The following is a 22,497-nucleotide window of genomic DNA, read 5'->3' on the forward strand; positions in this document are numbered from 1 at the left end:
GGGTGGGGGTGGGGTGGGGTGGGGTGGGGGGTTCGTGACGTAGCTCACCCTGGGGGTGGCCGCCTTGGTTTGGGGGGACGAAGCACGCTGACGAATTGGTTTGGGGACGAAGCGGGCGGGCTTTGGCTTGTGGTGGTTTGTCTGCCGGACGCTCACGTGGAGGATGGCTGCGGCGGGTGCTTACAGAACCCTTAACCCGGGCCTGGGACGGTATGCCGGGCAGACCGAACTCGGGGGAGCGGAAATCGTGCGGGTGCTGGTGGCGGACGACGAGCGGTTGTTGGCGGACACCGTGGCCGAAGGGCTGCGCCGCCTGTCGATGGCCGTTGACGTCTGCTACGACGGCGTCGGTGCGCTGGAGCGGGTCGGGGTGAACCGGTACGACGTCGTGGTGTTGGACCGGGACATGCCCGGGCGCACCGGCGACGAGGTGTGCCGCAGCATCGCCGAGTCGCAGGTCGGCACGCGGGTGTTGCTGCTCACCGCAGCGGCTGGCATCCGGGACCGGGTGGAGGGTCTCGGCCTCGGCGCGGACGACTACCTGACCAAGCCGTTCGCCTTCGCCGAGTTGGTGGCGCGGGTGCAGGCTCTCGGTCGACGGTCCACGCCGGCGCTGCCGCCGGTGCTCGCTCAGGATGGCCTGGTGCTGGACGTGGGCCGGCACGTGGTGACCCGGGACGGCCGCCCGCTCGCGTTGAGCCCGAAGGAGTTCGCGGTGCTGCACGTGCTGCTGCGCGCGGACGGTCAGGTGGTCAGTGCCGAGGAGCTGCTGGAGCAGGCCTGGGACGAGTTCGCCGACCCGTTCACCAACGCCGTACGGGTCACCGTGATGACCCTGCGCAAGAAGCTCGGCGATCCCGCGATCATCCACACGGTGCCGAAGGCCGGCTACCGCATCGGCGGTACGACGTGAGCTGGACGCCCCGACGTCGGGTGCTGCTGGTGGGTCTGCTGGCGCTGCTGGCCGGGCCGATGCTGCCGACGCTGGGCAGGTGGCTGGCGGGGATGGCCTGGACCTGGGGGCCGCAGTTCTGCGGTGTGAGCGTTCCCGGCATGCCGAGGCTGTGTGGCAAATACCCTCCGGGGGCATCTCTGCTGCCCCACGCGGCCGTGCTGCTCGTGGTCCTGGCCGCCCTGGTGGGGCTCTGGTTCGGCGCGGTGTGGTGCCTGCGCCCGGTGCGTGACCTGGCCGGGCCGATCGAGCACCTCGGCCCGCAGAACCTCGGTCACCGGATCCGGCCCCGGGGCCGCGACGAGTTGGCCCGGTTGTCCCGGGCGATCGACGAGATGATGGAGCGCGTCTCCGCCGGGTACGAGGGACAGCGGCGGTTCGCCGCGAACGCCTCGCACGAGCTGCGTACGCCCCTGGCCGTGCAGCGGACGCTCATCGAGGTCGGCATGGCGAGGGCGCTCAGCGGCGAGCAGTTGAAGTTGTTGACCAGCCAGTTGCTGGAGACCAACGAGCGTAACGAGCGCCTGATCGAGGGTCTGCTCGCGCTCAGCGAGAGTGACCAGGGCCTACGCTCGCGGATTCCGCAGCGGCTGGACACGATCGTCGAGGCGGTAGTCGGCGGGTACCTGGACCGGGCCCGCGAGGCTGGGGTCACCGTCGAGACCCATCTTGAGCCCCGGGTCGTCGTCGGCGAGCGGGTGCTGCTGGAGCGTCTGGTCACCAATCTGGTGGAGAACGGAATCAAGTACAACCGGCCGGGCGGATCGCTGACCGTAGTGGTCAACCAAGTGCCCGCGCTGTCCGTGGTGAACACCGGCCAGCCCGTGCCGGGCGAGGCGGTGGCCGGTCTGTTCGAGCCGTTCCGGCGGCTCGCCCGGGACCGGACCTCGCAGGGCGGAGGGGCCGGCCTGGGCCTGGCCATCGCCCGCTCGATCACGCAGGCGCACGACGGCATCATCGCGGCCCGACCCGCCGAGTACGGCGGCCTGCGGGTCGACGTCCAACTACCCCACCTGACGTAGCGCTCACACCCATTCCGAGGCCCACGTACCGCTGGGCCTCGCCTGTGGTGTGCTCAAGAAGGAGAGACGATGTCACGCACCGTTGCCCAGGTCCGGGTCGAGGTCGAGGAGGCCGCCCGGTGGCTTGCCGGCCGCGTGGTCCGCACACCCGTGCTGCGGTCCCCGGTAATCGACGAACTCGCCGGGGTGCGGGTCCTGTTCAAGGCGGAGAACCTGCAGAACGGTGGCTCGTACAAGATGCGGGGCGCGTTGCGCGCGGTTGGCCGCCTCGCTGCGGCCGGCCACACCGGGGTGATCGCGCAGAGCACCGGCAACCACGCGGTCGCGGTGGCGTTGGCGGCCCGGCAGCATGGGCTCGCGGCGACCGTGGTGCTGCCGGTCGACGCGGCACCCACGAAGGTCGACCGGGCTCGCGCGGCGGGGGCACGGGTGGTGCTCGCCGGCACCGACGTCGAGGAGCGGGTGGCGGTGGCCAACGGGCTCAGCGACGATAGCGGTCACCCCGTCATCGACGCGTACGACCATCTGGACGTGATCGCCGGTCAGGGCACCGCGAGCCTGGAGCTGATCGAGGAGGCCGAGCGCGCGGGGACGCCGTTGGACGCGCTTGTCGTACCGGTCGGTGGTGGTGGCGGGGTGGCTGGCGCGTGCCTGGCCGCCGCCGGCTCCGGCATCGAGGTGTACGGCGTGGAGCCGGTGGGTTGCGACTCGCTCGCCCGCAGCCTGGCGGCCGGTGTACGCGTGCCGGTCGCGCCTTCGCCCACCATCGCGGATGGGCTGCGGCCGTCCTGCGTGGGGGAGCTGCCGTTCGCCATCGCGCGGCACACGCTGCGCGGGGTGGTCCGGGTCGACGACGACGAGATCGGGGCGGCGTTCCGGCTGATCCTGACGGAGCTCAAGGTGCTCGCCGAGCCGTCCGGGGCGGCTGGCCTGGCCGGCGCCCTTCGGCTCCCGCCGGACGAGGGCCGGCAGCGGACGGTCGGCGTGGTGCTGACCGGCGGAAACGTGGAGGCGGCGCTGGTGGCCCGGTTGATGGCCCCGCGGTCCGTCGAGGTGGCGACCGGGGAAGGGGTGACCCGATGATCCTGCTCTCCGATCCCCGGGTGGCGGCCGTGCCCAGCGCCGACGACGGCGAGGAGTTGCTGGACCTGCGTGAGCTGCCGGAGCTGCGGCTCGACGGCCGCGCGGCGGACCCGGCTGGGGCGTACGCCCGGTTGCGGGCCGGTGTCGTGGACCGTCTGCTGGCCGCGCAGCGTGCCCTGCCCGGCGGGCTGCGCCTGCTGGTCGTCGAGGGTTACCGGCCGTACCGGGCGCAGTTGGCCATCTTCACCGGCTACCGGGACGAGTTGCGCCGACGGCACCCGGACTGGTCGCCGGAGCGGCTGCACCGGGAGACCACGAAGTTCGTCTCACCGGTCGACGTGGCCCCGCACAGCACAGGTGGCGCGGTGGACCTGACGCTGTGCACCGAAGACGGTGTGGAGTTGGATCTGGGCACGGCCATCGACGCCACCCCGGAGGACAGCGCCGACGCCTGCTTCACCGACGCGCCGACGATCGGTGCCACCGCCCGCCGGCACCGGCAGATCATGGTGGACGCGCTCGGCGGCGCGGGGATGGTGAACTACCCGACTGAGTGGTGGCACTGGTCGTACGGCGACCGTTACTGGGCGCTGATGACCGGGGCGGCGCACACCCGGTACGGGCCGGTTGACCTGGCCGCCGCGCGATCGATACCCGTGCCGGCTGAACGGTAGGGCGCTCCGACCCGTACCAGGGGGTGAAGGACACCACCGAGGACGGGAGTGACGGCGATGAGGGTGCAGCGCAGGCACGTGCTGGCGGCGAGCGTGGCGGTCCTCGCCGCGGTGGGCGTGTCGGTGGGGACCAGCTTCGGGTTCGCCGACACGTCCCCGGCGCGGTCGTCGGTCTGCTCCGGCTCGGTCACCTTCTCGGCGGAGGGCGGGGCGCCGGCGGCGACCAGCGACCGGTTCCCGGTGGGTACGCGGTTGCGGGTGACGAACCTGGACAACAACCGGGCGGCCACGGTGACGGTGACCGGCCCGTCGGGCAGTTGTGTGCTGCTCAACGCGGCGGCCATGGAGCTGGTCCGGGAGCCGGGCAAGAACGTGATCCGCCGCAACGTGGTGGAGCGCGTCGACGGTGCGGCACCGCCGGCCGGTGCGCCGGCCCCCGGCACGGTCCGCCCCGGTGCCGCGTCGCCCGGCGCACCCGGGCCGGCGCCGCGCTCGGCGTGCTCGGGAGCGGTCACCTTCTTCGAGGAGGCGGCCGGGCCGGCGGCGACCAGCGGGCAGTTCCCGGTGGGCACCCGGCTGCGGGTGACCAACCTGGACAACAACCGGGTGACCACGGTGACGGTGACCGGCCCGTCCGGCAGTTGCGTGCTGCTCAACTCTGCCGCCATGGAGCAGATCCGCGAGCCGGGCAAGAACCTGGTGCGCCGCAACACGGTCGAGGTGCTGCGCTGACGTCGGGGTAGGGGCCCGCGCCGGGCCCCTACCCGGTTGTGCCGAAGGCGGCGTCGAGCAGGTCCGCGCCTCGGCTGAGCTGCGCGTCGGAGATCACCAGCGGAGGCAGGAAGCGCAGCACGTTGCCGTACGTGCCGCAGGTCAGGGTGAGCAGACCAGCGGCGTGACAGGCCGCCGAGACCGCCGCCGTGGCGACCGGGTCGGGGGTGAGCGTGCCCGGCCGCACCAGCTCCACGGCGAGCATCGCGCCTCGGCCGCGTACCTCGGCGACTCGGGGATCCCGCTCGGCGATGGCCCGCAGCCGGGGGACCAGCACGGATTCGATCCGTCGGGCCGCGGCGGCCAGGTCCAGCTCGTGCATGGTCTCGATGGTGGCCAGCGCGGCGGCGCAGGCGATCGGGTTGCCGCCGTACGTGCCGCCGAGCCCGCCCACGTGCACCGCGTCCATCAGCTCGGCCCGACCGGTCACCGCGGCCAGCGGCAGGCCGCCGGCGATGCCCTTGGCCAGGGCCACCAGGTCGGGTTCGACGCCCTCGTGCTGACAGGCGAACCAGTCACCCGTACGGCAGAAGCCGGTCTGGATCTCGTCGGCGACGAAGACCACCCCGGCCGCCGTCGCCCAGGCCCGCAGCGCGGGCAGGAAACCCGGCGCGGGTACGACGAAGCCGCCCTCACCCTGGATCGGCTCGATGAGCAGCGCGGCGACGTTCTCCGCGCCGACCTGCTTCTCGATCAGCTCGACGGCCCGCGCCGCCGCCTCCGTGCCGGAGAGCCCGCCGTCGCGCAGCGGGTACGACATCGGCACCCGGTAGATCTCCCCGGCGAATGGCCCGAACCGGTGCTTGTACGGCATGTTCTTCGCGGTCAGCGCCATGGTCAGGTTGGTCCGGCCGTGGTACGCGTGGTCGAACACCACGACCGCCGGCCGCCCGGTGGCGTGGCGGGCGACCTTCACGGCGTTCTCCACCGCCTCCGCGCCGGAGTTGAACAGCGCCGAGCGTTTCTCGAACCCGCCGGGCGTCAGCGCGTTGAGCTGCTCACACACCGCCACATACGACTCGTAGGGGGCGACCATGAAGCAGGTGTGGGTGAACCGCTCCACCTGCGCTCGGACCGCCTCCACCACCCTGGGGGCCGAGTTGCCCACGCTTGTCACGGCGATGCCAGCGGCGAAGTCGATCCACTCCCGGCCGTCGACGTCGGTGATCGTCCCGCCGGACGCATGGTCCACGTAGGACGCAATGACGCTGCCGACGCCCCGAGCGACGGCACCGCCGCGTCGCTTGTGCAGCTCGTCGGATGTGGTCATGGGGCTGTGCCTCCTTTCGTTCGCGACTGCGGGGCTCGCAAACCCGGCTCACTCCTCGCGCTTCACTAGCCCTCGATGTTGTGCATGACGTGCTTGATCCGGGTGTAGTCCTCCAGGCTGTAGACCGAGAGGTCCTTGCCGTGCCCGGAGTGCTTGAAGCCGCCGTGCGGCATCTCGGAGACGAACGGGATGTGCGTGTTGACCCAGACGCAGCCGAAGTCCAGTCGACGGGTCATCCGCATGGCCCGGCCGTGGTCCCTCGTCCAGACCGACGCGGACAGGCCGTAGTCGACGCCGTTTGCCCAGCGCACCGCCTCGTCCTCGGCGGAGAAACGTTGCACGGTGATGACCGGCCCGAACACCTCGTCCTGGATGATCTCGTCGGCCTGGCGCAGCCCGGAGACCACGGTCGGCGCGTAGAAGTAGCCGCGCTCGCCCTGCCGGGAGCCGCCGGTCTGGATCGCCGCGTGATCCGGCAGGCGGTCGACGAATCCGCTGACGCGGGCGAGCTGGTTGGCGTTGTTCAGCGGGCCGTAGAGCACGTCCGCGTCGTCCGGGGCGCCGGTCTTCGTGTTGCGGGCCTGCTCGGCGAGCGCCGCCACGAAGTCGTCGTGGATGCCGGGGCCAGCCAACACCCGGGTGGCAGCCGTGCAGTCCTGCCCGGCGTTGAAGTAGCCACCCAGCGCGATGGCCTCGGCCGCCGCCGACACGTCCGCGTCGTCGAAGATCACCACCGGGGCCTTGCCGCCCAACTCCAGGTGGGTTCGCTTCAGGTCGGGGGCCGCCGCCGCGGCGACCTCCATGCCCGCGCGGGTCGAGCCGGTGATCGACACCAGCTGCGGGGTCGGGTGCGACACGAGGGTACGACCGGTGTCCCGGTCGCCGCAGACCACGTTGAACACCCCCGGAGGGAAGAACTCGGCGGCGATCTCGGCGAGCAACAGCGTCGACACCGGCGTGGTGTCCGACGGCTTGAGCACCACCGTGTTGCCTGCGGCGAGCGCGGGAGCGATCTTCCAGACCGCCATCATCAGCGGGTAGTTCCAGGGGGTGACCTGCGCGCAGACGCCGATCGGCTCACGCCGCACGTAGGAGGTGTGCCCGGCCAGGTACTCCCCGGCGGACCGCCCCTCCAACATCCGGGCGGCACCGGCGAAGAACCGGAACTGGTCCACTGCCGGGGGAAGCTCCTCCTCGGCGGTGAGCTGGCGCGGCTTGCCGGTGTTGCGCACCTCGGCGTCGACCAGCTCGGCGGCGCGCGACTCCACGGCGTCGGCGAGCTTGAGCAGCGCTCGCTGCCGTTCGGCCGGGGTGACCTCCCGCCAGCTCTCGAACGCGGTGGCGGCGGCACTCATCGCCGCGTCCACGTCGGCGGGGCCGGAGACCGGGGCCTGGGCGAACACCTCGCCTGTGCAGGGGTCGACCAGGTCGGCGTAGCCGCCATCGGCCGGGTCGACGTAGGAGCCGTTGACGAAGTTGCGCAGCTGCTGCTGATCACTCATGACGGGATCACTCCGAGGGGGCGCGATTCTGCGGCGGTTATCGCAATCTTCCTGCCATCTTCGCTACCGAATTCGCGGCAGACAAGAGTTATCGCGACTGTTTCCGTCGGCTGCCCCCTCGGTCGGCCTCGCGCTCTAGTCGGCTTGCCAGGTGCCGTCGTCGCGGACCCGGGCCGGGGCTCGGCCGAGCAGCAGAGTGGTCAGCGCGGCATCGATGGTGTCGCCGAGGAACCACTCGCCGGCCTGATCGAGCGCGAAGACCCGACCGCGCTCGTCCACCGCCAGGATGCTGTCCTGCTGCTCGGTGCCGATCGGAAAGAGGCGTACGCCGAGCACCGCGCCGAAGTCCGCGAGTGTGTCGGCGGTGTGCGCGATGGCGTGCGGGCGAATGTCGAAACGGGAGATCCACACCTGCTCGCCCCGGCCGCGCCGAGCCCCCACCAGGCTGGGGAACGCGGTCAGCGCCTCCACGGCGGCGGGAAAGACCTCGTGCTGATGGGTCAGCCCCGACACCGACGTGACGTCCCGTACGGCCGCCGCAGCCATGATCTGATCCCCGATGTGTGGTTGCCACCCGGCCGCGACCAGCGCGTTGGCGACCTCCGCGGGGAAACGCCCAGGGTCGGGGTCGGGCACCTCCGGCGCGCGCCAGGTCTCGATGTAGGCGCGAGCAGACTCCGGCAGGACGTTGGCCCGGATCAGGAAGCTGATGCACGAGTCGCAGGGCCGCTCGGCGGGGCCACCGGCGGGATCACCCGGCTCCCGGATCCGGAAGATCTCGAAGCGGGCGTCCTCCAGCAGTGCCGCTGCCTCGGCCCGCCCCATCGGCGCGATGCCCTCGGCGGCGCGGCGGTGATCGTACTCATGCAGGACGTCGGAGACCACGATCAGCTCGGCGTGCGCCTCCCCGCCACGGACCAGTTCACCGGGAGGCAGTTGGTCAAGATAGCCGCGAACGAGCGGGTGATGGTGCAGCGGCACGTCGGCCCTGGTGCCCTGGGCCGTCCAGATCCGCCCGTCGATGGTCAGGTGCGCCTCGGTGTTCGGGGTGGCTCCCCGATGGATCTCCCGGACCAGCAGGCTTGCCGGATCAACAGTGCGGGGAGCAATCGGCCCGGCGGGTTGGCTGCGCCGGTATAGCTCCGCCACCACCGTGCTCGGCACCCGTGGCCAGGTGGTGACCTTGCCGGTCTGCTTGTCGATGACGCTCGTCGGCAGGTCACCCGGCACCGTGCGGACCTCGGTGGGAACGACGGAGGTGATGACGTAACCGAGGTCGAACTCGTCGACCATCGCTGTGCACTCGTGGCCGAGTCGCTGTGAGTCGCGGCGGGCCCAGGTGGCCGCGATCTGCTCGGCCTGTTGACGGTCGATCACGCATTGAAACTACCGGACGACGCGGATCGATGGCGGCCGGTATTGTTTCGCTCTACCGACGGTGACGGGAGGGGCGGCGGTGGACGAACAGGCGGACCGGGGCGTCAATCGCGAGCTACACGCCCGATTCGACGACGTGTATGGGCAATATCAGCAGCTCAGGTCCGGTTTGGACACCCTTCAGACGCGACTCGCCACGCTCCGGGTGACCCGCCGGTCGGCCGATGGGCAGGTCACGGCGACAGTGGGCGCGCAGGGCCAGTTGATCGAGGTTGAGCTGACGTCGGCCGTCTACCGGGACCGCGACGCCGGAGCACTCAGCCGAAAAATCACCGAAACGATCCGGGTCGCCGCGACCGCCGCCGCCGACGCCACCCGCGACCTCGTCGCCGAGAGCATGCCGGCCGGCTCCGGGGCGATGGATTTCCTCCGTACCGGCGACTACTCCGCGCTGCTCGGCCGGGCCGACGCCGCGCTCGGCAAGGGTGAGGGGAAGGCATGACCGACGGGCAGCTCTGGCTCGATCCGTCCCGGGCCCACCGGGGTGGTGCCGACCTGGCACTCGCCGGTGAGGCGATGACGGCCCATCGGGCCGCCGAGGGAGGCGCGATCGAGGCCGCCAGCGGCGCCAGGCCGTGGGGTCGCGACGACATCGGCGCCGCGTTCGAGCGCAACTACCGCGGGTTCGAGCAGACCGTGCTGCGGGCCTGGGCGGGCGTCGGGCACCGTCTCACCGAGCTGGGCGGCGACGTGATCCGGTCGGTCGACGCGAGCGTGCAGACCGACGGGGCCAACGCCACCCGGCTCGGTCGGGCCGCCGACCAGCGCTGACGGCCGGCGATCTGAGATGAGCGTGCTGCCGAGCCCCATCCCCCACCCACTGGACCACGCACCGTGGGACGTGCCCGGCTGGATTTACGAGGCCCTCGACTGGGTGGTCGGCGTGCAGTGGCCGGAGGGCAACGAGCGGGCCGTCTGGGACGTCGCCGACCAGTGGTACGCGGTCGCCTCCGTGCTCGCCGGGCCGCGCAGCGACGCCGCCGCGGCCGCCGCCGAGGTGCACAGCGGGTACGGCGGTGTCGGGGCGGTCGACGCGGCCTTCGAGGCGGCCTGGCGGCGGCTCGCCGAGGACGCCGACGCCCCGCTGCCCGTGCTGCTCGCGGTCACAGCCGACCTGGGCCGACTGGTCGAGGAGTGCGGCTGCGACATCGAGGGCGCCAAGCTGGAAGTCTGGATCGAGCTGGGCATCCTGGTCGTCGAGCTGCTCTCGGTAGCGGTGGCGGCGGTGTTGACCGCCGGTGCCGCAACCCCGGCCGCCGGAGTGGCGATCACCGCGACGCGGCTGCTGGTCCAACAGATCTTCAAGCGGCTGATGGGCCAACTGGCCAGCAAATCCCTCAAACACGGGCTCAAGGAGGCCGGCGAGCGGGCCGCCAAGGAGGCAGCGCGAGGTGGTGTGCGCGGGCTCGCGAAGCGGGCCACCCGGGAAGGACTGGAGGAGGCCACCGAGGAGGCCGGGATCACCCTGGCCACCCAGGCGTACCAGAACTCCACCGGGCGGGCGCACGGCCTGGACCTGACCGATCTCGGTGCCTCGGCGGTCGGCGGGCTCGCCGGCGGGGCGGTGGCTCCGCTGGCCGGTCTGGGTCGGCACGCGACCGGGCGAGCGGCGAAAGTCGGGGAGCACCTGGGTCGGGAGATGACCGGCGAGGTGCTCGCCGAGAGCGCCGCCAGCCTGGCCACCGGTCAGGGCCTGACCTCAATGGAGGACGTGGCCCGTGCCGCCGCGTCCGGAGCCACCGGTTCGGCGACCGGCCAAACCGACCACGCGCTACGCGCCCGGCTCGACGCGCAGGCCAATGCCCTCGCCGGAGCATCGTTCGCGGGCCCGTCCCTTCCGTCCATGCTGCCTGACGCAGCCCCCTCGTCGGCGGTTTCGCCTGTGGTGGCCGCTCATGGCACGGCTTCGGCTGGCCTCGTTACGCCTCCGGTCATTCCCGCGCAGGCGACGGAGGCCGTCACCACGTCGTCGCCGAGCCAGTTGGCGCCGGCTGTCGAGCGGTCGCAGGCGTTCTCCATCGCCTCCGAGGTGAACGGGATGGCACCGGTGCCGGTCGGTGCGTCCGAAATGGACTCTGCGGTACGCCCGTCCGAGGCGATGCCGCCGACCTCCGGGCCGCTCGGGGAGAGGGCGGACGTACCGCTCCCGGTCACTGCCGACCCCACGCTCTCGGCGGTTGGTGTCGGTCCGGCCTCGGCGGTGGTAGGTGTCGGTCCGGCCTCGCCGGTGATGGGTGTCGATCCGGCCTCGGCGGTGGTAGGTGCTGCTCCGGCCTCGCCGGTGGTGGGTGCTGATCCGGCCTCGCCGGTGGTGGGTGCTGATCCGGGTCGATCAGCGGTGGGGGCTGATCCGAGTCTCTCGTCGGTGGTCGCGCCCGTGGTCGGCGGCCTCGAATCGAGCAACGCGCCGGCTGCCACTGGTGTCCCGCCGGGCCAGCCCGGCAACTCGCCGCACGCCAGCACCTCCGCGCCGACCGCCTGGTCTCCGGCGACTGGCCCATCCGCACCGACGTTCGCCCCCGGCCCGTCAGCGCCGGTCACCTTCGGCACCACCACTTACGGTCCGCAGCCGGTCGTACCCACCCCACCGGTGGTGGGTCGGTTCGCCGTGCCGTCGCGGGATGCGGTCGCACCGGTGCGCGTACCGGTCCATCCGGCTCGGGGCAGGGCGTCGATCCCCGTCGACGTGGCCGCGTTCGGTGCCCCGTCGGTGCGCGAGACCGACACCGACGACTGGTACGCGGCGCAGTGGGCCGCCGCCGCGGAAGCCGCCGAGCGGCGGCGCTACCAGGACCACTACGAATCGCAGCGGATCGGGTTCGAGGCCAACCGCCGGCAGAACGAGGCCGCCCGACTGCGCACCCGTGCCGCCGAGCACGATCGTCGAGCCGTCGAGTACGCCACCTACGCCCGACAGTTGCACCAAGCCGGCAACCGGCAATGGGCTGACGGCTGGCAGCGCGCCGCGAACGAAGAGTCTCGCGCGTACTCCGAATGGCGTGACCTGGCAGACGCGGTGCTGGCCGGCACGACCGCGCCTTCCGTCGTGGACCTCAGCCCTGCCACCTTCGAGCACACCAACCGGGACGTGGGCGCGCTCGCGCTCGGCGCGGTGGAGACCGCCGGCCCGTCCAGGCTCACCAGCGACGACGTTCCCCCGCCGATCGACGACTCCCGGCCGTACGGGCAGCCCGGAGGGTTGCGTCCACCCCTCGCCCTGCACCAGGTCGACGTCGAACGCCAGATGCCCCGCGATCCGGACGGCACCGTCACCCGCACCGCCGACCCCCGACAGGGCGGCTGGTTCCGACTCCTGAACGACGGAGGTCCCGCGGCCGACGCCACCCGGGGCATCAACTGCCTGGACTGCACACTGTCGCTGTTCGAGACGTGGGTGCACGGGCGACCCCGAGTGTCTGCCCCGCGCACCTTCGACGGCTACCTCGACGGTGACATCCGGCGCCCCATCCGTGGCGAGGCAGGCGGCCCGGGTCGGGTGGAGGACGTGACCGGCGGACGCTTCCAGCAACTCCTCGCCCCGACGCCCGGCCAACGCCCGAACCCCGAGCAGGCGCGGCAGGCCGCCGACCGGGGCTACCGCAATCTGCACGACCAACTGCTGCTGGGTGGCCACGGCAGCTACGCGTTCCTGGTCACCGAGTGGTCGCACGGTGGTTCACACGCCTGGGTGGCGCTCAACCAAAACGGCACGGTGCTCTACGTCGACCCGCAGAACGGCGTGGTCCGGGACCGGCCGCTATACCCCGACGCGGTCGGCATCGACGCGCTGGTGTTGAGCGGGGACGGCCGACCGATGCCGCTCGGCGGACTACCCCGGGGCCGGTTCAGCGAGCGGCCCGACTTGCCGGATCACCCGCCGACGTACGACAACGGCGGGCACGGCGACCCGTACATCAACCGGATGTACCTACTCCTCGACGGCCCAGGCTCGGCCCCGTGGTCGCCCGACGCTGAGGACGCCGACATTCCAGCAAGAGCTGGTCTGGAACGGCCCACACCGGGTGGCGGTCCTGCCCGCGCCGTTTCGCTGGCCAACAGTGTGGACGAGGTCTTCGCGGCTGGGGTGAGTCCCGTTGAATTCGCGACGGCGGTCGACCCGCCGACCCTTCGCCGGCTGATACCAGATCTGGACGAAGCATCGGCAAGGGACCTTGTGCGACTGTTTGCCGACGGCCGGGTCCGGGACATGCTGGACAGCGCCCGGCGAGAGCCGCCCCCGAACGAGCCGGCCCTGGCCGAGCGCCTCGTTCGACAGCTGGTGCAGCATCCGGACCTGGCGCGCATGGTCCTGTCCACACCTGAACTCGCCAAGTCGCTGACTGCCCGCCCGCTGACCCTTTATCACCTGGCCAGTCATCAACAAGCCATCGACGTCCTCGCCGAGGTGCTCGACGACGTCGCCCATCAGGAGGCAGCGGGGCAAGAAGGGCCCCCTCAGTACGTGCCCAAACCAGAACCGACCCCTCTCACCGCCGAGCAGTTGAGGATCAGCGCCAGCATTCAGGTGCGTCGAGGGCCGGTGGTACAGGCGGGGTTCGATGATGACCGCCGGGCCGACGCTGCCTACCGGAGGCGCTACCTTGACGATCTCTATGCGGCGGCGATAGAGGCGCAGGCAGATTTAAATCAACTGGCAGTGTCGCTAGCCCATATCGATGGGCTTCGCGTCGGAGAGCCCGGCTGGCGTCCTCAACCGAAGGACCGGCGGCGAGCCGAGGACAAGGTGGCCAAACACCAGGGTGATGCGTCCAAGCTGCTCGATCTGGCCGCCGCAAAGGTTGAGTTCCGCAATCTCGACGACCTCTACGCTGCACTTGGACGGGTCAAGGAGCACCCTGGAATCGTCGTTGTGAACTATGAAGACCGATTCGTCTCACCGATGAGTAGCGGCTACCGAGACGTGCAATTCGCACTTCGGATGCGGAACGGTCACCTGGCTGAATTCCGCTTACACTTGGCCGCGCTTGACGCCGTCGCAGTTTGGGAGCATGTGCTTTATGAAGTCCGACGTGACGTTGAGGCCCTTGCCGAGGCAGAGGGCCGCGCCTTGACGCCTCGAGAGCGAGCGATCACGGACGGCATTCGCCTTCGCGAGCAACAACTGTTCTGGGCGGCGTTGCAGTCCACCTTCGAGGAGAAATCTGGATGACCAAGATGCCGGGCCTGGTGCTGCCTTCCTACTACCTCTACTACCAATCGCCGGTGAAGATCGTCGAAACCGCCGACGGCGGTGCCAGGGTCTGGCGGCTGTCCATCGACTCTGGGGGTTGGCACGAAAAGAACGACATATTCGTTGAGATAACGCTAGGCGTCGGAGGTGACATATTTAGTCGTACCGCAGAAGACTTCGTTCAGGAGGTGGAGGCGTTCCGCGCTCATCACCTCAAGGGTGACGGGCCGATCTTCGCGCTTTACGAGACAGTGCGTTCGATTGAGCTTCTCGCCGACGCCGAGGCGCGCTACGAGACGCCACGAGAGCAGGCGATCATTCGCGGGATTCGGCAGCGGACGTTCGTCATGTTCGAGGAGCAGCTCCGCGCGGCCGGTGATCCTGGCGCGGACCCCGATATAGCGAGGTCGGCGTAGCCATGCTTCGCAGATGGACAGACGCAAGGGATGGCCGGTGACGGCCGAAGGGTTGGACGCTCGGTTGGTGCGGGCGCAGGTGCGGTACGAGCAGGCGGTCTTCGGTGGTGACGCGAAGTCGTTGGACGAGGCGGAGCGGGCTCTCACCGCACTGGACGCGGATGTGGCGCTGGCCCGAGGGCGGCTCCTGCACGCCCGCTTCCTCGACACCGGGTTGGAGGATGCTGCGGAGTTGCCGCTCTTCGAGCGGGCGGCCGGGCTTTATCGGGAGTTGGGCGATGCTCGTGGTGAGGGCGAGTCGCTGTTCTGGGTAGGCACGGTCTACCAGGTGATTCGGCAGGATCAGGCGACCGCTGATCCGGCCTTTGCCCGGGCGCGCGAGTTGGCTACCGCAGCGGGGGATGAGCTGACTTTGTCGTACGTGCTGCGGCACCTCTGTTTCGGCGAGCAGGCCGCCGGTCGTGTTGATAGGGCGCGGGAGTTGCTGACGGAGTCGACCCGGTTGCGCCGGAAGTTGTCCTTCACGGCGGGAGTCGCCGCGAATCTGATCGGTCTGGCGGATCTGGCCGCGAGCGACGGTGATCGGGAAGCCGCCCGTGAGTTGCTCGATGAGGCGGCCGGGCTCGCTGCCGACAGCGGCGCGCACGGGTTGGCCGGTGGGTCGAGGAGGCTCGCGACGAGTTGGGGCTTGCCTGAGCGTGGAGGGTGATCGGCGGGAGGTGGGGCACTGGCGACGCCGAATAAGATCGACACATGACGAGATCCGGTACGCAGAGCGCCAGGTCCACTCTCTGGGCCTGGCCGGTGGGCATCCTGATCGGTTTGGCGATCGGCATTCCCGTGTTCGGGGCGAAGGGTGGCGTCGCCTTCGGTGTCGCTTTCAGCATTGCCTTCGCTCTCGGCCTGGGTTTCATCAGGAGCCGGGCCGAAGGAGATCCTGCCCCCGGTGACCCGGACGGCAGGGCCGCCGGGGACGGCGCCGAGGCCTCAGGTCGAGGGTGATCGACTCGGGTTCCTTGAAGTCGGGGTGTCCGGGCGAGGGGGATAGGCCGACTTTCATGAAGCCGAGTGGATCACGGCGAGCCGCAGCCGCAGCCGCAGCCGCGGGCGTGGGCGTGGCGGCGGGGCCGGGCAGTGTTGCCGAGGCGGTGGCCGTACAGGAGAAGTTGCGGCCGCTGGTGGACCTGGTCGGGCCGGGGCCGAGCGCGCCCGCGACGGTGGCCGGCCTGGATGTCGCGTACGCCGAGGGTGGTGGTCTTCTGGCGGCGGCCGTGACGGTCCTGGATGCCCGAACGTTGGCCGTGGTGGACTCCGCGGTCGGTGTGGGGCGGCCGGCGTTCGGCTATGTGCCGGGGTTGTTCGCCTTCCGTGAGTTGCCCGCGTTGCTCGATGCGCTCGACCGCCTGAACACCATCCCGGACCTGCTGGTCTGCGACGGGCACGGGCTGGCCCATCCGCGCCGGTTCGGGCTCGCGTGTCACCTCGGGGTGCTCACCGGGTTGCCCGCGATCGGAGTGGGGAAGACGCCACTGATCGGGACGTGGGATCCGCCGTCCGCCGAGCGGGGTGCCTGGTCGTCGTTGCGCGACGGCGGTGACGTCGTCGGTCGGGTCCTGCGGACCCAGGGTGGGGTGAAGCCGGTCTTCGTGAGCGTCGGCCATCGGATGAGCCTGGAGAACGCGACCGCGCAGGTGCTCGCGTTGACTCCGCGCTACCGCCTGCCGGAGACCACCCGCACCGCCGACCGGCTCTGCCGCGACGCCCTCGCCGACGCGGAACAGGCCGGCTGGCCGGCGGAACAGGCCCGCTGATCGGCTGGTCAGTTCGACCGACCGCAGGTCGGCGGGGTGGGCCCTAAACCGTAACGCCGCACACATGCGGGCCGCTCTATGACAGGTGGGGTAGGTGGGCCGGTAGTAGCCTGACCCGCGGACCCCACCCGGGGAGAACGGCGAGGTGATCATGACAGCGCGTCGACGCGTGGCACGGCTCGTGGCGGTCTGCGGTCTGGCGGGCGGTCTGGTGATGCTCGGTGCGTCGCCGGCGCTGGCCGACGATGACTCGGTCCGGGTGGGTGCGGCCAGCAGCTTCGCCGCCGGCGGCTCCGCCCAGGGGGTCAACGTCGCGGTGCGTAAGCGCTCCGACGGGTGTGTCCTGCTGCGGACCGTGCTGGGCTTCCGCCTGGAGGGTCTCGAACCGGACCAGGTGAAGGTCGAGGTCAACGCTGGCGGGCGCTGGGTCCCGGTCGCCGTCAGTGGTGGTGCCGGCAACGTGGCGACCGCGCAGACGTCGCCCTCGAAGCCGACCCTGTGCAAGGGCAAGGGCATCACGGTGCGCTACCGGGTGGCGTTCGCTGCCGGTGCTCCGGGCGGCCGACTCGCTGTCACGGGCGCGGGTATCAGCGCCGATGGTCAGGTGCTGGGCCAGGCATCCGACGCGGCCCGGGTGACCGGAGGGCGGGTGACTCCATCGCCGACTCCGTCGCGGTCGACGACGCCCACCCCGACCCCGACCCCGACCGAGGTCGCGACCGTCGACGAGGCCGTGAACCCGGCGGCCCCGGGCGGTGTGTCCGGTGCGCCGGCTACCACGGCGGCCGCTGCCGAATCGTCCGGAGGAGGATCGCCGATCATGTTCTTCGGCATTGTGCTGGTGGCGGTCGGACTGCTGCTCATCGTGCTGCTGTTCCGTCGCTCGCGGCAGGACCGGAAGCCGTCCGACGACGAGCCCGGCACCCTGCCGGGCAACCCCGGTGGCACCACCTACCGCGCCGGGGGTGGGTTGCCGGCGGAGCCAGGTCGCCCCGGTCAGGTGTACGGCCAGCAGCCGCCGGCCCCCGCGTGGGGTGCGGTGCCGTCGCCGCGTCCCGCCACTGGCGGGGTCTACGGCGCCCGGCCGGACAACCCCGGTTCGGTGCCGGAGGCGACACAGCCGATGCCGGGTCGGCCGCTGCCCGGTGACCCGCCCGCCGACGGTGGCGGCCACACCGTCTTCATACCCCGGCTCCCTGGCTGAGCGGAGCGCGACCGGGCCCCTCCGTTAGGCTCAGGATCGGTGTCTAACCTGCGGCCAAGGAGTGGAACACGTGTCTGATCTGTCCCAGATTGTGAAGGCGTACGACGTCCGAGGGACGGTGCCGGACCAGTGGGACGAGCGGGCCGCCGAGGCGCTGGGAGCCGCTTTCACCCAGTTGCTGAACTCCACCGACGAGCCAGGCGACGCGGTCGTCGTCGGGTACGACATGCGGGCCACCTCGCCCGGCCTGGCCGCCGCGTTCGCCGCCGGCGTGCGTGCCGAGGGGCGTTCGGTGATCGAGATCGGGCTCGCCTCCACCGACCTGCTCTACTACGCGTCCGGTTCGCTCGACCTGCCCGGCGCGATGTTCACCGCCAGCCACAACCCCGCGCAGTACAACGGCATCAAGATGTGCCGCTCCGGCGCCCGTCCGATCGGGCAGGAGAGCGGTCTGGTCGAGATCCGGGAGCGGGCCCAGGCCCTGCTGGACGCGGGGGAGGCCCGTCCCGCCGGTGCGTCGACCCGGCCGGCCGAGCGGCGCGACCTGCTCCCCGACTACGCCGGCTACCTGCGCAAGCTGGTCGACCTCTCGGGCATCCGGCCGTTGAAGGTGGTCGTCGACGCCGGTAACGGCATGGGTGGCTTCACCGTCCCGACCGTGCTGGGCGATGCGGCCCTGTCGCCGCTGCCGCTGGAGATCGTGCCGCTCTACTTCGAGCTGGACGGCAGCTTCCCCAACCACGAGGCCAACCCATTGGACCCGGCGAACCTGGTCGACCTCCAGCGTGCGGTGGTCGAGCACGGCGCCGACATCGGGTTGGCCTTCGACGGTGACGCCGACCGGTGCTTCGTGGTGGACGAGCGCGGGGAGCCGGTCTCGCCATCGGCGATCACGGCTCTCGTCGCCGCCCGTGAGCTGGCCAAGCACCCGGGCTCGACAGTGATCCACGGCGTGATCACCTCCAGCGCGGTCGCGGAGATCATCCGCGAGCACGGCGGGCAGCCGGTCGTCGCCCGGGTCGGGCACTCCTTCATCAAGGCCGAGATGGCCCGCACCAACGCGGTCTTCGGCGGCGAGCACTCCGCGCACTACTACTTCCGGGACTTCTGGTTCGCCGACACCGGGATGCTCGCGGCGATGCACACCTTGGCCGCGCTGGGCGAGCAGTCGCTGCCGCTGTCCGTGTTGGCCGGTGAGTACGAGCGCTACGTCGCCTCCGGCGAGATCAACTCGACGGTGACCGACCAGGCGGCGGCGGTGGCCGACGTGCGAGCCGCGTACCCCGACGCGGTGGCCGACGAGATGGACGGGCTCACTCTGCGTTTCCCCGATGGCGCCTGGTTCAACCTGCGCGCCTCCAACACGGAGCCGCTGCTGCGGCTCAACGTCGAGGCGCCTACCCGGGATCGGATGGTCTCGCTCCGGGACGACGTGCTCGACCGCGTTCGCCGATAAGATCGCCAGCGCCGGTCGGCACCGCCGTCGGTCAAGCCGCACACGTGGAAGGAGCCATGCCATGGCCCTGGATCCGCAGTTGCTCGAGATCCTCGCCTGTCCGGACACGCACCACGCCCCGCTCACCTACGACGCCGAGGCGCAGACGTTGACCTGCACGGAGTGCGGCCGGATCTTCGAGGTCCGCGACGATGTGCCGGTGCTGCTGCTCGACGAGGCGCGTGGCGGCCCCGGGCAGCCCTCATGATCGACGGTACGGCCGGGGTCAGCGGACGTCGTGACGCCGACGAGGCCCTGCTCGACAACCCGCAGGCGTTGGCCGAGGCCGACCCAGGCGGCATGCTCCGGCACACGGCGTCGGCCGGTGCGCAGGTCCGCGAGAGCGCCGCACTGGCAGCCGAGGCGAATCTGGCGGTGCTCGCCGACGACGGGCGGCCCCGCGCCGTGGTGATCGCCGGCATCGGCACCGCGGGGCGTACCGGGGACGTGCTGGCCACGGTCGCCGGGCCGCGCTGCCCGGTCCCGATCATCGGGCACCGCTCGGCTGGCGTACCCGGTTGGGTTGGCGCGGCCGACGTGGTGATCGCGGTGAGCGCGTCCGGACGTAGCCCGGAGGCGCTCGGTGCCGCCGAGGCGGCGCACCGGCGTGGTGCCCGACTCGTCGCCGTGGGCGCTCCGGACTCGCAGTTGCAGTCGATCGCCGAGCAGGCTCGGGCGCCGTTCATTCCGGTGCCCCGGCGTGCCCCGGCCCGGGCCAGCCTCTGGGCGCTCACCGTGCCGGTCCTGCTCGCCGCCCGTTCCCTCGGGCTGGTGAAGGTCAACGAGGCGGACCTGGCCGAGACCGCGGCCCGGCTCGACGCGGACGCGGACCGCTGCCGGTCCGCCGCCGAGTCCTTCGTCAACCCGGCGAAGTCACTGGCCCTGGGCCTGGCCGGCTCGATCCCGATCGTCTGGGGCTCGTCCCCGCTGGCCACCGTGGCCGCCCGCCGGTTCGGCGACACGCTGTCGGCCAACGCCCGCTACCCGGTGGTCACCGGGGCGCTCGGTGAGGCCGGGCGGGGTCGCGTCGGGCTGCTCGACGGCGTCTTCGGCGGCCTGGCCGAGGGGGAGCGGGACATCTTCGCCGACCCGGCCGAGGACGACGGCGAGGGCACCCGGCTGCGGCTGGTGCTGCTGCGCGACGGCGGGCTCAACGCCGAGGACGACACCGACGAGCCCTTCGCCGTCGAGGAGCGCCGCGCGGACGCGGTGCAGACCCTCGCCGAGCGCAGGGGCGTGCGGTGCGACGTGGTGACCGCCGAGGGCGGCTCTGCCCTGGAGCGGCTGGCCTCGCTGATCGCCGTCCCGGATTTCGCCTCGATCTACCTTGCTCTGGCCCACGGGCTCGACCCGATGGCCGTTCCGGCCATCACCGAGATGAAGGAGCTGTCGAACCAGTGAACGAACGTAGGGGGCGGCGCGCCATGCGTGGACCGGTCGGCTTCGTGCGGCGAAGCGGAGCGGTGGCATGAGTGCCAACGGTGGGACGAAGGCGATTGTCGCCGCCCTGCTGGCCAACATGGGCATCGCCGTCACCAAGTTCATTGCGTTCCTGCTCTCCGGCTCGTCGTCGATGTTGGCCGAGGCGGTCCACTCGGTCGCCGACTCCGGCAACCAGGGCCTCCTGCTGCTCGGCGGCAAGCGGGCGAAGCGCGCGGCCACCCCGGAACACCCGTTCGGGTACGGCCGGGAGCGCTACATCTACGCGTTCATCGTGTCCATCGTGCTGTTCAGCATCGGTGGCCTGTTCGCGCTCTACGAGGCGTACCACAAGTGGGACCACGCGGAGGGCATCAAGTCCTGGCACTGGCTGCCGGTGGTCGTGCTGGTAGCGGCGATCGTCATGGAGTCGTTCTCCTTCCGGACGGCCATCAAGGAGTCCAACCAGATCCGGGGCAACCAGTCCTGGGTGCGCTTCATCCGCCGGGCCAAGGCGCCGGAGCTTCCGGTGGTGCTCCTGGAGGACTTCGGCGCGCTTGTCGGTCTGGTGTTCGCGCTGTTCGGTGTCGGGATGACGCTGATCACCGGCAATGGTCGGTGGGACGCCGCGGGCACCGCGATGATCGGCATCCTGCTGGTCGTCATCGCCGTGGTGCTGGCCATCGAGACGAAGAGCCTGCTGCTCGGTGAGGGCGCTGAGGCGTCCGACCTGGCCGCCATCGAGCGGGCCGTCACCGACGGCCCCGAGGTGGAGCGGATCATCCACATGAAGACGCTCTACCTGGGCCCGGAAGAGCTGATGGTGGCCGCGAAGATCGCCGTTCCGGAGTGGGAGAGCGCCCATGACCTGGCGCGCGGCATCAACGCCGTGGAGGCGCGGATCCGCGCTGCGGTGCCGACCGCCCGGGTGATCTACCTGGAGCCGGACGTCTACAGCGCTGCTGCCGCCGAGGCCGGCACCGGTGCCGCAGCCGACACCGCTGTGCCGCAGCCGCAGGGCGAGGCGGCCGGGCGGTCTGGGAGCTGACGGGTGGAGCCACTGTACGGGCCGATCCGGGACTACGCCTGGGGTTCCCGCTCAGCCATCGCCCTCCTTCAGGGGCGGCCGGTGCCCAGCGCCGGCCCGGAGGCGGAGCTGTGGTTGGGTGCTCACCCGGGTGCCCCGGCCCAGGTGGACCGCGCCGGTCTGCGGGTGAGCCTCTGTGATCTGGTGCGGGACGAGCCAGGGCAGTGGCTCGGCCAGCGGGTGTCCGAGCGGTTCGGCGCTCGGCTGCCGTTCCTGCTCAAGGTGCTTGCGGCCGACGCTCCGCTGAGCCTGCAGGCCCACCCGGACGCCGAGCAGGCGCGGGCCGGCTACGCGGCAGAGGCGGGGCGTCCCGAGGGCCGGCGCAACTACTCCGACCCGTACCACAAGCCGGAGTTGTTGGTCGCGCTCACCCCGTTCGAGGCGCTCTGCGGTTTCCGGGATCCGGCGGAGTCGGCCGAGGCGCTCGCCGCGTTCGGCGTACCGGCGTTGACGCCGGTGGTGGCCGCGTTGCGGGCCGGTCCGGCGGGACTGCGGACGGCGGTTCGGACGCTGCTCGGCTGGCCGGTCGCCGAACGTCACGAGTTGCTGGCGTCCGTGCTGGCGGCGTCGGCCGACAGCCCGGACGCGGAGCTGGCCCGCCGGCTGGCCAAGGCGTACCCGGGGGATCCGGGAGTGTTGGTCGCGCTGCTGTTGCACCACGTGCGGCTGGTGCCGGGGGAGGGGATCTGGATGCCCGCCGGCAACCTGCACGCCTACCTCAGCGGCTGCGGGGTGGAGATCATGGCGGCCAGCGACAACGTGTTGCGCGGCGGCCTGACCCCGAAGCGGGTGGACGTCGACGAGTTGTTGCGGGTGCTGCGCTTCGAGGTGCTCGACGATCCGGTCCGGGCCGCGCAGCCGGTGGGCCCTGGTGTCGACTGGTGGCCCGTGCCGGTGGACGATTTCGCGCTGCACCGGGTGCGGGTCGACGCGGTGGTGCCCTCGGTGACGCTGTCGCTGCCTGGCCCCCGGGTGGTCCTCTGCGCTGGCGGTTCGATCACCGTGGATGACGGTGCCGGCGCGATGACGCTGGTGTCCGGCGAGGCGGCGATCGGTACCGCGGCCGGTGAGCCGTTGCGGATCGAGGGCAGCGGTGTGGCGTACGTGGCGACGTCCGGGCTGCGCTGACCCGCGCACCGGATACCGGCACAAGTCCGACTTTC

At 71.4% G+C, this 22,497-nt stretch carries 21 protein-coding genes; 18 read left to right on the forward strand and 3 right to left on the reverse strand.

Annotated features, from left to right (window positions below; all coding sequences use genetic code 11):
• The first annotated feature begins 247 nt into the window (after window positions 1-247).
• From IF46_RS0124990 to IF46_RS0125010, 5 genes are all read left to right on the forward strand, one after another.
• Entirely contained in the window at window positions 248-913 is a 666-nt protein-coding gene (locus IF46_RS0124990) for a response regulator transcription factor (RefSeq protein ID WP_030490820.1), read from the forward strand.
• Window positions 910-1,974: an ATP-binding protein gene (locus IF46_RS0124995; RefSeq protein WP_030490821.1), complete on the forward strand. Its 1,065-nt coding sequence runs from the start codon at window positions 910-912 to the stop codon at window positions 1,972-1,974. Before IF46_RS0124990 ends, IF46_RS0124995 begins: the two co-directional genes overlap by 4 nt.
• Window positions 1,975-2,043: 69 nt before the next feature.
• Window positions 2,044-3,057: a threonine ammonia-lyase gene (locus tag IF46_RS0125000; RefSeq protein WP_051724161.1), complete on the forward strand. Its 1,014-nt coding sequence runs from the start codon at window positions 2,044-2,046 to the stop codon at window positions 3,055-3,057.
• Complete coding sequence (locus IF46_RS0125005) at window positions 3,054-3,731, forward strand: M15 family metallopeptidase (protein ID WP_036393178.1); 678 nt, start codon at window positions 3,054-3,056, stop codon at window positions 3,729-3,731. Before IF46_RS0125000 ends, IF46_RS0125005 begins: the two co-directional genes overlap by 4 nt.
• 57 nt (window positions 3,732-3,788) lie before the next feature.
• Window positions 3,789-4,463, forward strand: coding sequence for a hypothetical protein (locus IF46_RS0125010; protein WP_030490824.1), 675 nt, complete (start codon window positions 3,789-3,791; stop codon window positions 4,461-4,463).
• Window positions 4,464-4,491: 28 nt separating this feature from the next.
• Here IF46_RS0125010 and gabT read toward each other — a convergent pair whose 3' ends face one another.
• The 3 genes from gabT to IF46_RS0125025 form a co-directional block, all read right to left on the reverse strand.
• Window positions 4,492-5,772, reverse strand: a complete 1,281-nt coding sequence (gene gabT / locus IF46_RS0125015; protein WP_030490825.1) for a 4-aminobutyrate--2-oxoglutarate transaminase — start codon at window positions 5,770-5,772, stop codon at window positions 4,492-4,494.
• Window positions 5,773-5,837: 65 nt separating this feature from the next.
• Window positions 5,838-7,274, reverse strand: coding sequence for a gamma-aminobutyraldehyde dehydrogenase (locus IF46_RS0125020; protein WP_030490826.1), 1,437 nt, complete (start codon window positions 7,272-7,274; stop codon window positions 5,838-5,840).
• A gap of 135 nt (window positions 7,275-7,409) precedes the next feature.
• Window positions 7,410-8,651, reverse strand: a complete 1,242-nt coding sequence (locus IF46_RS0125025) for an SUKH-3 domain-containing protein (RefSeq protein ID WP_030490827.1) — start codon at window positions 8,649-8,651, stop codon at window positions 7,410-7,412.
• Window positions 8,652-8,730: 79 nt separating this feature from the next.
• Between IF46_RS0125025 and IF46_RS0125030 the strand changes: the two genes are divergently transcribed.
• The 13 genes from IF46_RS0125030 (at window position 8,731) to manA (ending at window position 22,462) form a co-directional block, all read left to right on the forward strand.
• Window positions 8,731-9,153 carry a YbaB/EbfC family nucleoid-associated protein gene (locus tag IF46_RS0125030; RefSeq protein WP_030490828.1) on the forward strand — a complete coding sequence of 141 codons (423 nt, stop codon included), beginning with the start codon at window positions 8,731-8,733 and terminating at the stop codon, window positions 9,151-9,153.
• Window positions 9,150-9,482 (forward strand): hypothetical protein, encoded by a 333-nt coding sequence (locus tag IF46_RS0125035; RefSeq protein WP_030490829.1) that lies wholly within the window; start codon window positions 9,150-9,152, stop codon window positions 9,480-9,482. The genes IF46_RS0125030 and IF46_RS0125035 overlap by 4 nt, the downstream gene beginning before the upstream one ends.
• 16 nt (window positions 9,483-9,498) lie before the next feature.
• Window positions 9,499-13,881, forward strand: a complete 4,383-nt coding sequence (locus IF46_RS0125040) for a toxin glutamine deamidase domain-containing protein (RefSeq protein ID WP_030490830.1) — start codon at window positions 9,499-9,501, stop codon at window positions 13,879-13,881.
• Window positions 13,878-14,318, forward strand: a complete 441-nt coding sequence (locus IF46_RS0125045; protein WP_030490831.1) for a hypothetical protein — start codon at window positions 13,878-13,880, stop codon at window positions 14,316-14,318. Before IF46_RS0125040 ends, IF46_RS0125045 begins: the two co-directional genes overlap by 4 nt.
• 13 nt (window positions 14,319-14,331) lie before the next feature.
• The gene (locus IF46_RS32805) at window positions 14,332-15,027 is read left to right on the forward strand and encodes a hypothetical protein (RefSeq protein ID WP_051724162.1); all 696 of its coding nucleotides are present in this window, start codon (window positions 14,332-14,334) and stop codon (window positions 15,025-15,027) included.
• A 95-nt stretch (window positions 15,028-15,122) separates the two neighbouring features.
• Window positions 15,123-15,320 carry a hypothetical protein gene (locus IF46_RS0125055; RefSeq protein ID WP_157563451.1) on the forward strand — a complete coding sequence of 66 codons (198 nt, stop codon included), beginning with the start codon at window positions 15,123-15,125 and terminating at the stop codon, window positions 15,318-15,320.
• A gap of 56 nt (window positions 15,321-15,376) precedes the next feature.
• Complete coding sequence (locus IF46_RS0125060) at window positions 15,377-16,129, forward strand: endonuclease V (protein WP_232234157.1); 753 nt, start codon at window positions 15,377-15,379, stop codon at window positions 16,127-16,129.
• A gap of 151 nt (window positions 16,130-16,280) precedes the next feature.
• Window positions 16,281-17,333, forward strand: a complete 1,053-nt coding sequence (locus IF46_RS0125065; RefSeq protein ID WP_030490834.1) for a hypothetical protein — start codon at window positions 16,281-16,283, stop codon at window positions 17,331-17,333.
• Between the two features lie 70 nt (window positions 17,334-17,403).
• Window positions 17,404-18,789, forward strand: coding sequence for a phosphomannomutase/phosphoglucomutase (locus IF46_RS0125070; protein ID WP_030490835.1), 1,386 nt, complete (start codon window positions 17,404-17,406; stop codon window positions 18,787-18,789).
• Between the two features lie 61 nt (window positions 18,790-18,850).
• Window positions 18,851-19,036, forward strand: a complete 186-nt coding sequence (locus IF46_RS0125075) for a Trm112 family protein (RefSeq protein ID WP_030490836.1) — start codon at window positions 18,851-18,853, stop codon at window positions 19,034-19,036.
• Window positions 19,033-20,229 carry an SIS domain-containing protein gene (locus tag IF46_RS0125080; protein ID WP_030490837.1) on the forward strand — a complete coding sequence of 399 codons (1,197 nt, stop codon included), beginning with the start codon at window positions 19,033-19,035 and terminating at the stop codon, window positions 20,227-20,229. Before IF46_RS0125075 ends, IF46_RS0125080 begins: the two co-directional genes overlap by 4 nt.
• Before the next feature lie 67 nt (window positions 20,230-20,296).
• Window positions 20,297-21,295 (forward strand): cation diffusion facilitator family transporter, encoded by a 999-nt coding sequence (locus IF46_RS0125085; RefSeq protein ID WP_030490838.1) that lies wholly within the window; start codon window positions 20,297-20,299, stop codon window positions 21,293-21,295.
• A gap of 3 nt (window positions 21,296-21,298) precedes the next feature.
• The gene (manA, locus tag IF46_RS0125090) at window positions 21,299-22,462 is read left to right on the forward strand and encodes a mannose-6-phosphate isomerase, class I (protein ID WP_030490839.1); all 1,164 of its coding nucleotides are present in this window, start codon (window positions 21,299-21,301) and stop codon (window positions 22,460-22,462) included.
• Window positions 22,463-22,497 lie beyond the last annotated feature (35 nt).

This window comes from Micromonospora chokoriensis (assembly GCF_000718555.1).
Taxonomy (GTDB): domain Bacteria; phylum Actinomycetota; class Actinomycetes; order Mycobacteriales; family Micromonosporaceae; genus Micromonospora; species Micromonospora chokoriensis_B.

What these genes read in the sequence shown, in the direction of transcription:
- IF46_RS0125045 (WP_030490831.1), top strand. Translation starts at nt 13,878, where the DNA reads ATGACCAAGATGCCGGGCCTGGTGCTGCCTTCCTACTACCTCTACTAC.
- IF46_RS0125040 (WP_030490830.1), top strand. Translation starts at nt 9,499, where the DNA reads ATGAGCGTGCTGCCGAGCCCCATCCCCCACCCACTGGACCACGCACCG.
- IF46_RS0125020 (WP_030490826.1), bottom strand. Translation starts at nt 7,274, where the DNA reads ATGAGTGATCAGCAGCAGCTGCGCAACTTCGTCAACGGCTCCTACGTC.
- IF46_RS0125065 (WP_030490834.1), top strand. Translation starts at nt 16,281, where the DNA reads ATGACAGCGCGTCGACGCGTGGCACGGCTCGTGGCGGTCTGCGGTCTG.
- IF46_RS0125005 (WP_036393178.1), top strand. Translation starts at nt 3,054, where the DNA reads ATGATCCTGCTCTCCGATCCCCGGGTGGCGGCCGTGCCCAGCGCCGAC.
- IF46_RS32805 (WP_051724162.1), top strand. Translation starts at nt 14,332, where the DNA reads ATGGACAGACGCAAGGGATGGCCGGTGACGGCCGAAGGGTTGGACGCT.
- IF46_RS0125080 (WP_030490837.1), top strand. Translation starts at nt 19,033, where the DNA reads ATGATCGACGGTACGGCCGGGGTCAGCGGACGTCGTGACGCCGACGAG.
- IF46_RS0125000 (WP_051724161.1), top strand. Translation starts at nt 2,044, where the DNA reads ATGTCACGCACCGTTGCCCAGGTCCGGGTCGAGGTCGAGGAGGCCGCC.
- IF46_RS0125085 (WP_030490838.1), top strand. Translation starts at nt 20,297, where the DNA reads ATGAGTGCCAACGGTGGGACGAAGGCGATTGTCGCCGCCCTGCTGGCC.
- IF46_RS0125010 (WP_030490824.1), top strand. Translation starts at nt 3,789, where the DNA reads ATGAGGGTGCAGCGCAGGCACGTGCTGGCGGCGAGCGTGGCGGTCCTC.
- IF46_RS0125035 (WP_030490829.1), top strand. Translation starts at nt 9,150, where the DNA reads ATGACCGACGGGCAGCTCTGGCTCGATCCGTCCCGGGCCCACCGGGGT.
- IF46_RS0125060 (WP_232234157.1), top strand. Translation starts at nt 15,377, where the DNA reads ATGAAGCCGAGTGGATCACGGCGAGCCGCAGCCGCAGCCGCAGCCGCG.
- gabT (WP_030490825.1), bottom strand. Translation starts at nt 5,772, where the DNA reads ATGACCACATCCGACGAGCTGCACAAGCGACGCGGCGGTGCCGTCGCT.
- IF46_RS0125075 (WP_030490836.1), top strand. Translation starts at nt 18,851, where the DNA reads ATGGCCCTGGATCCGCAGTTGCTCGAGATCCTCGCCTGTCCGGACACG.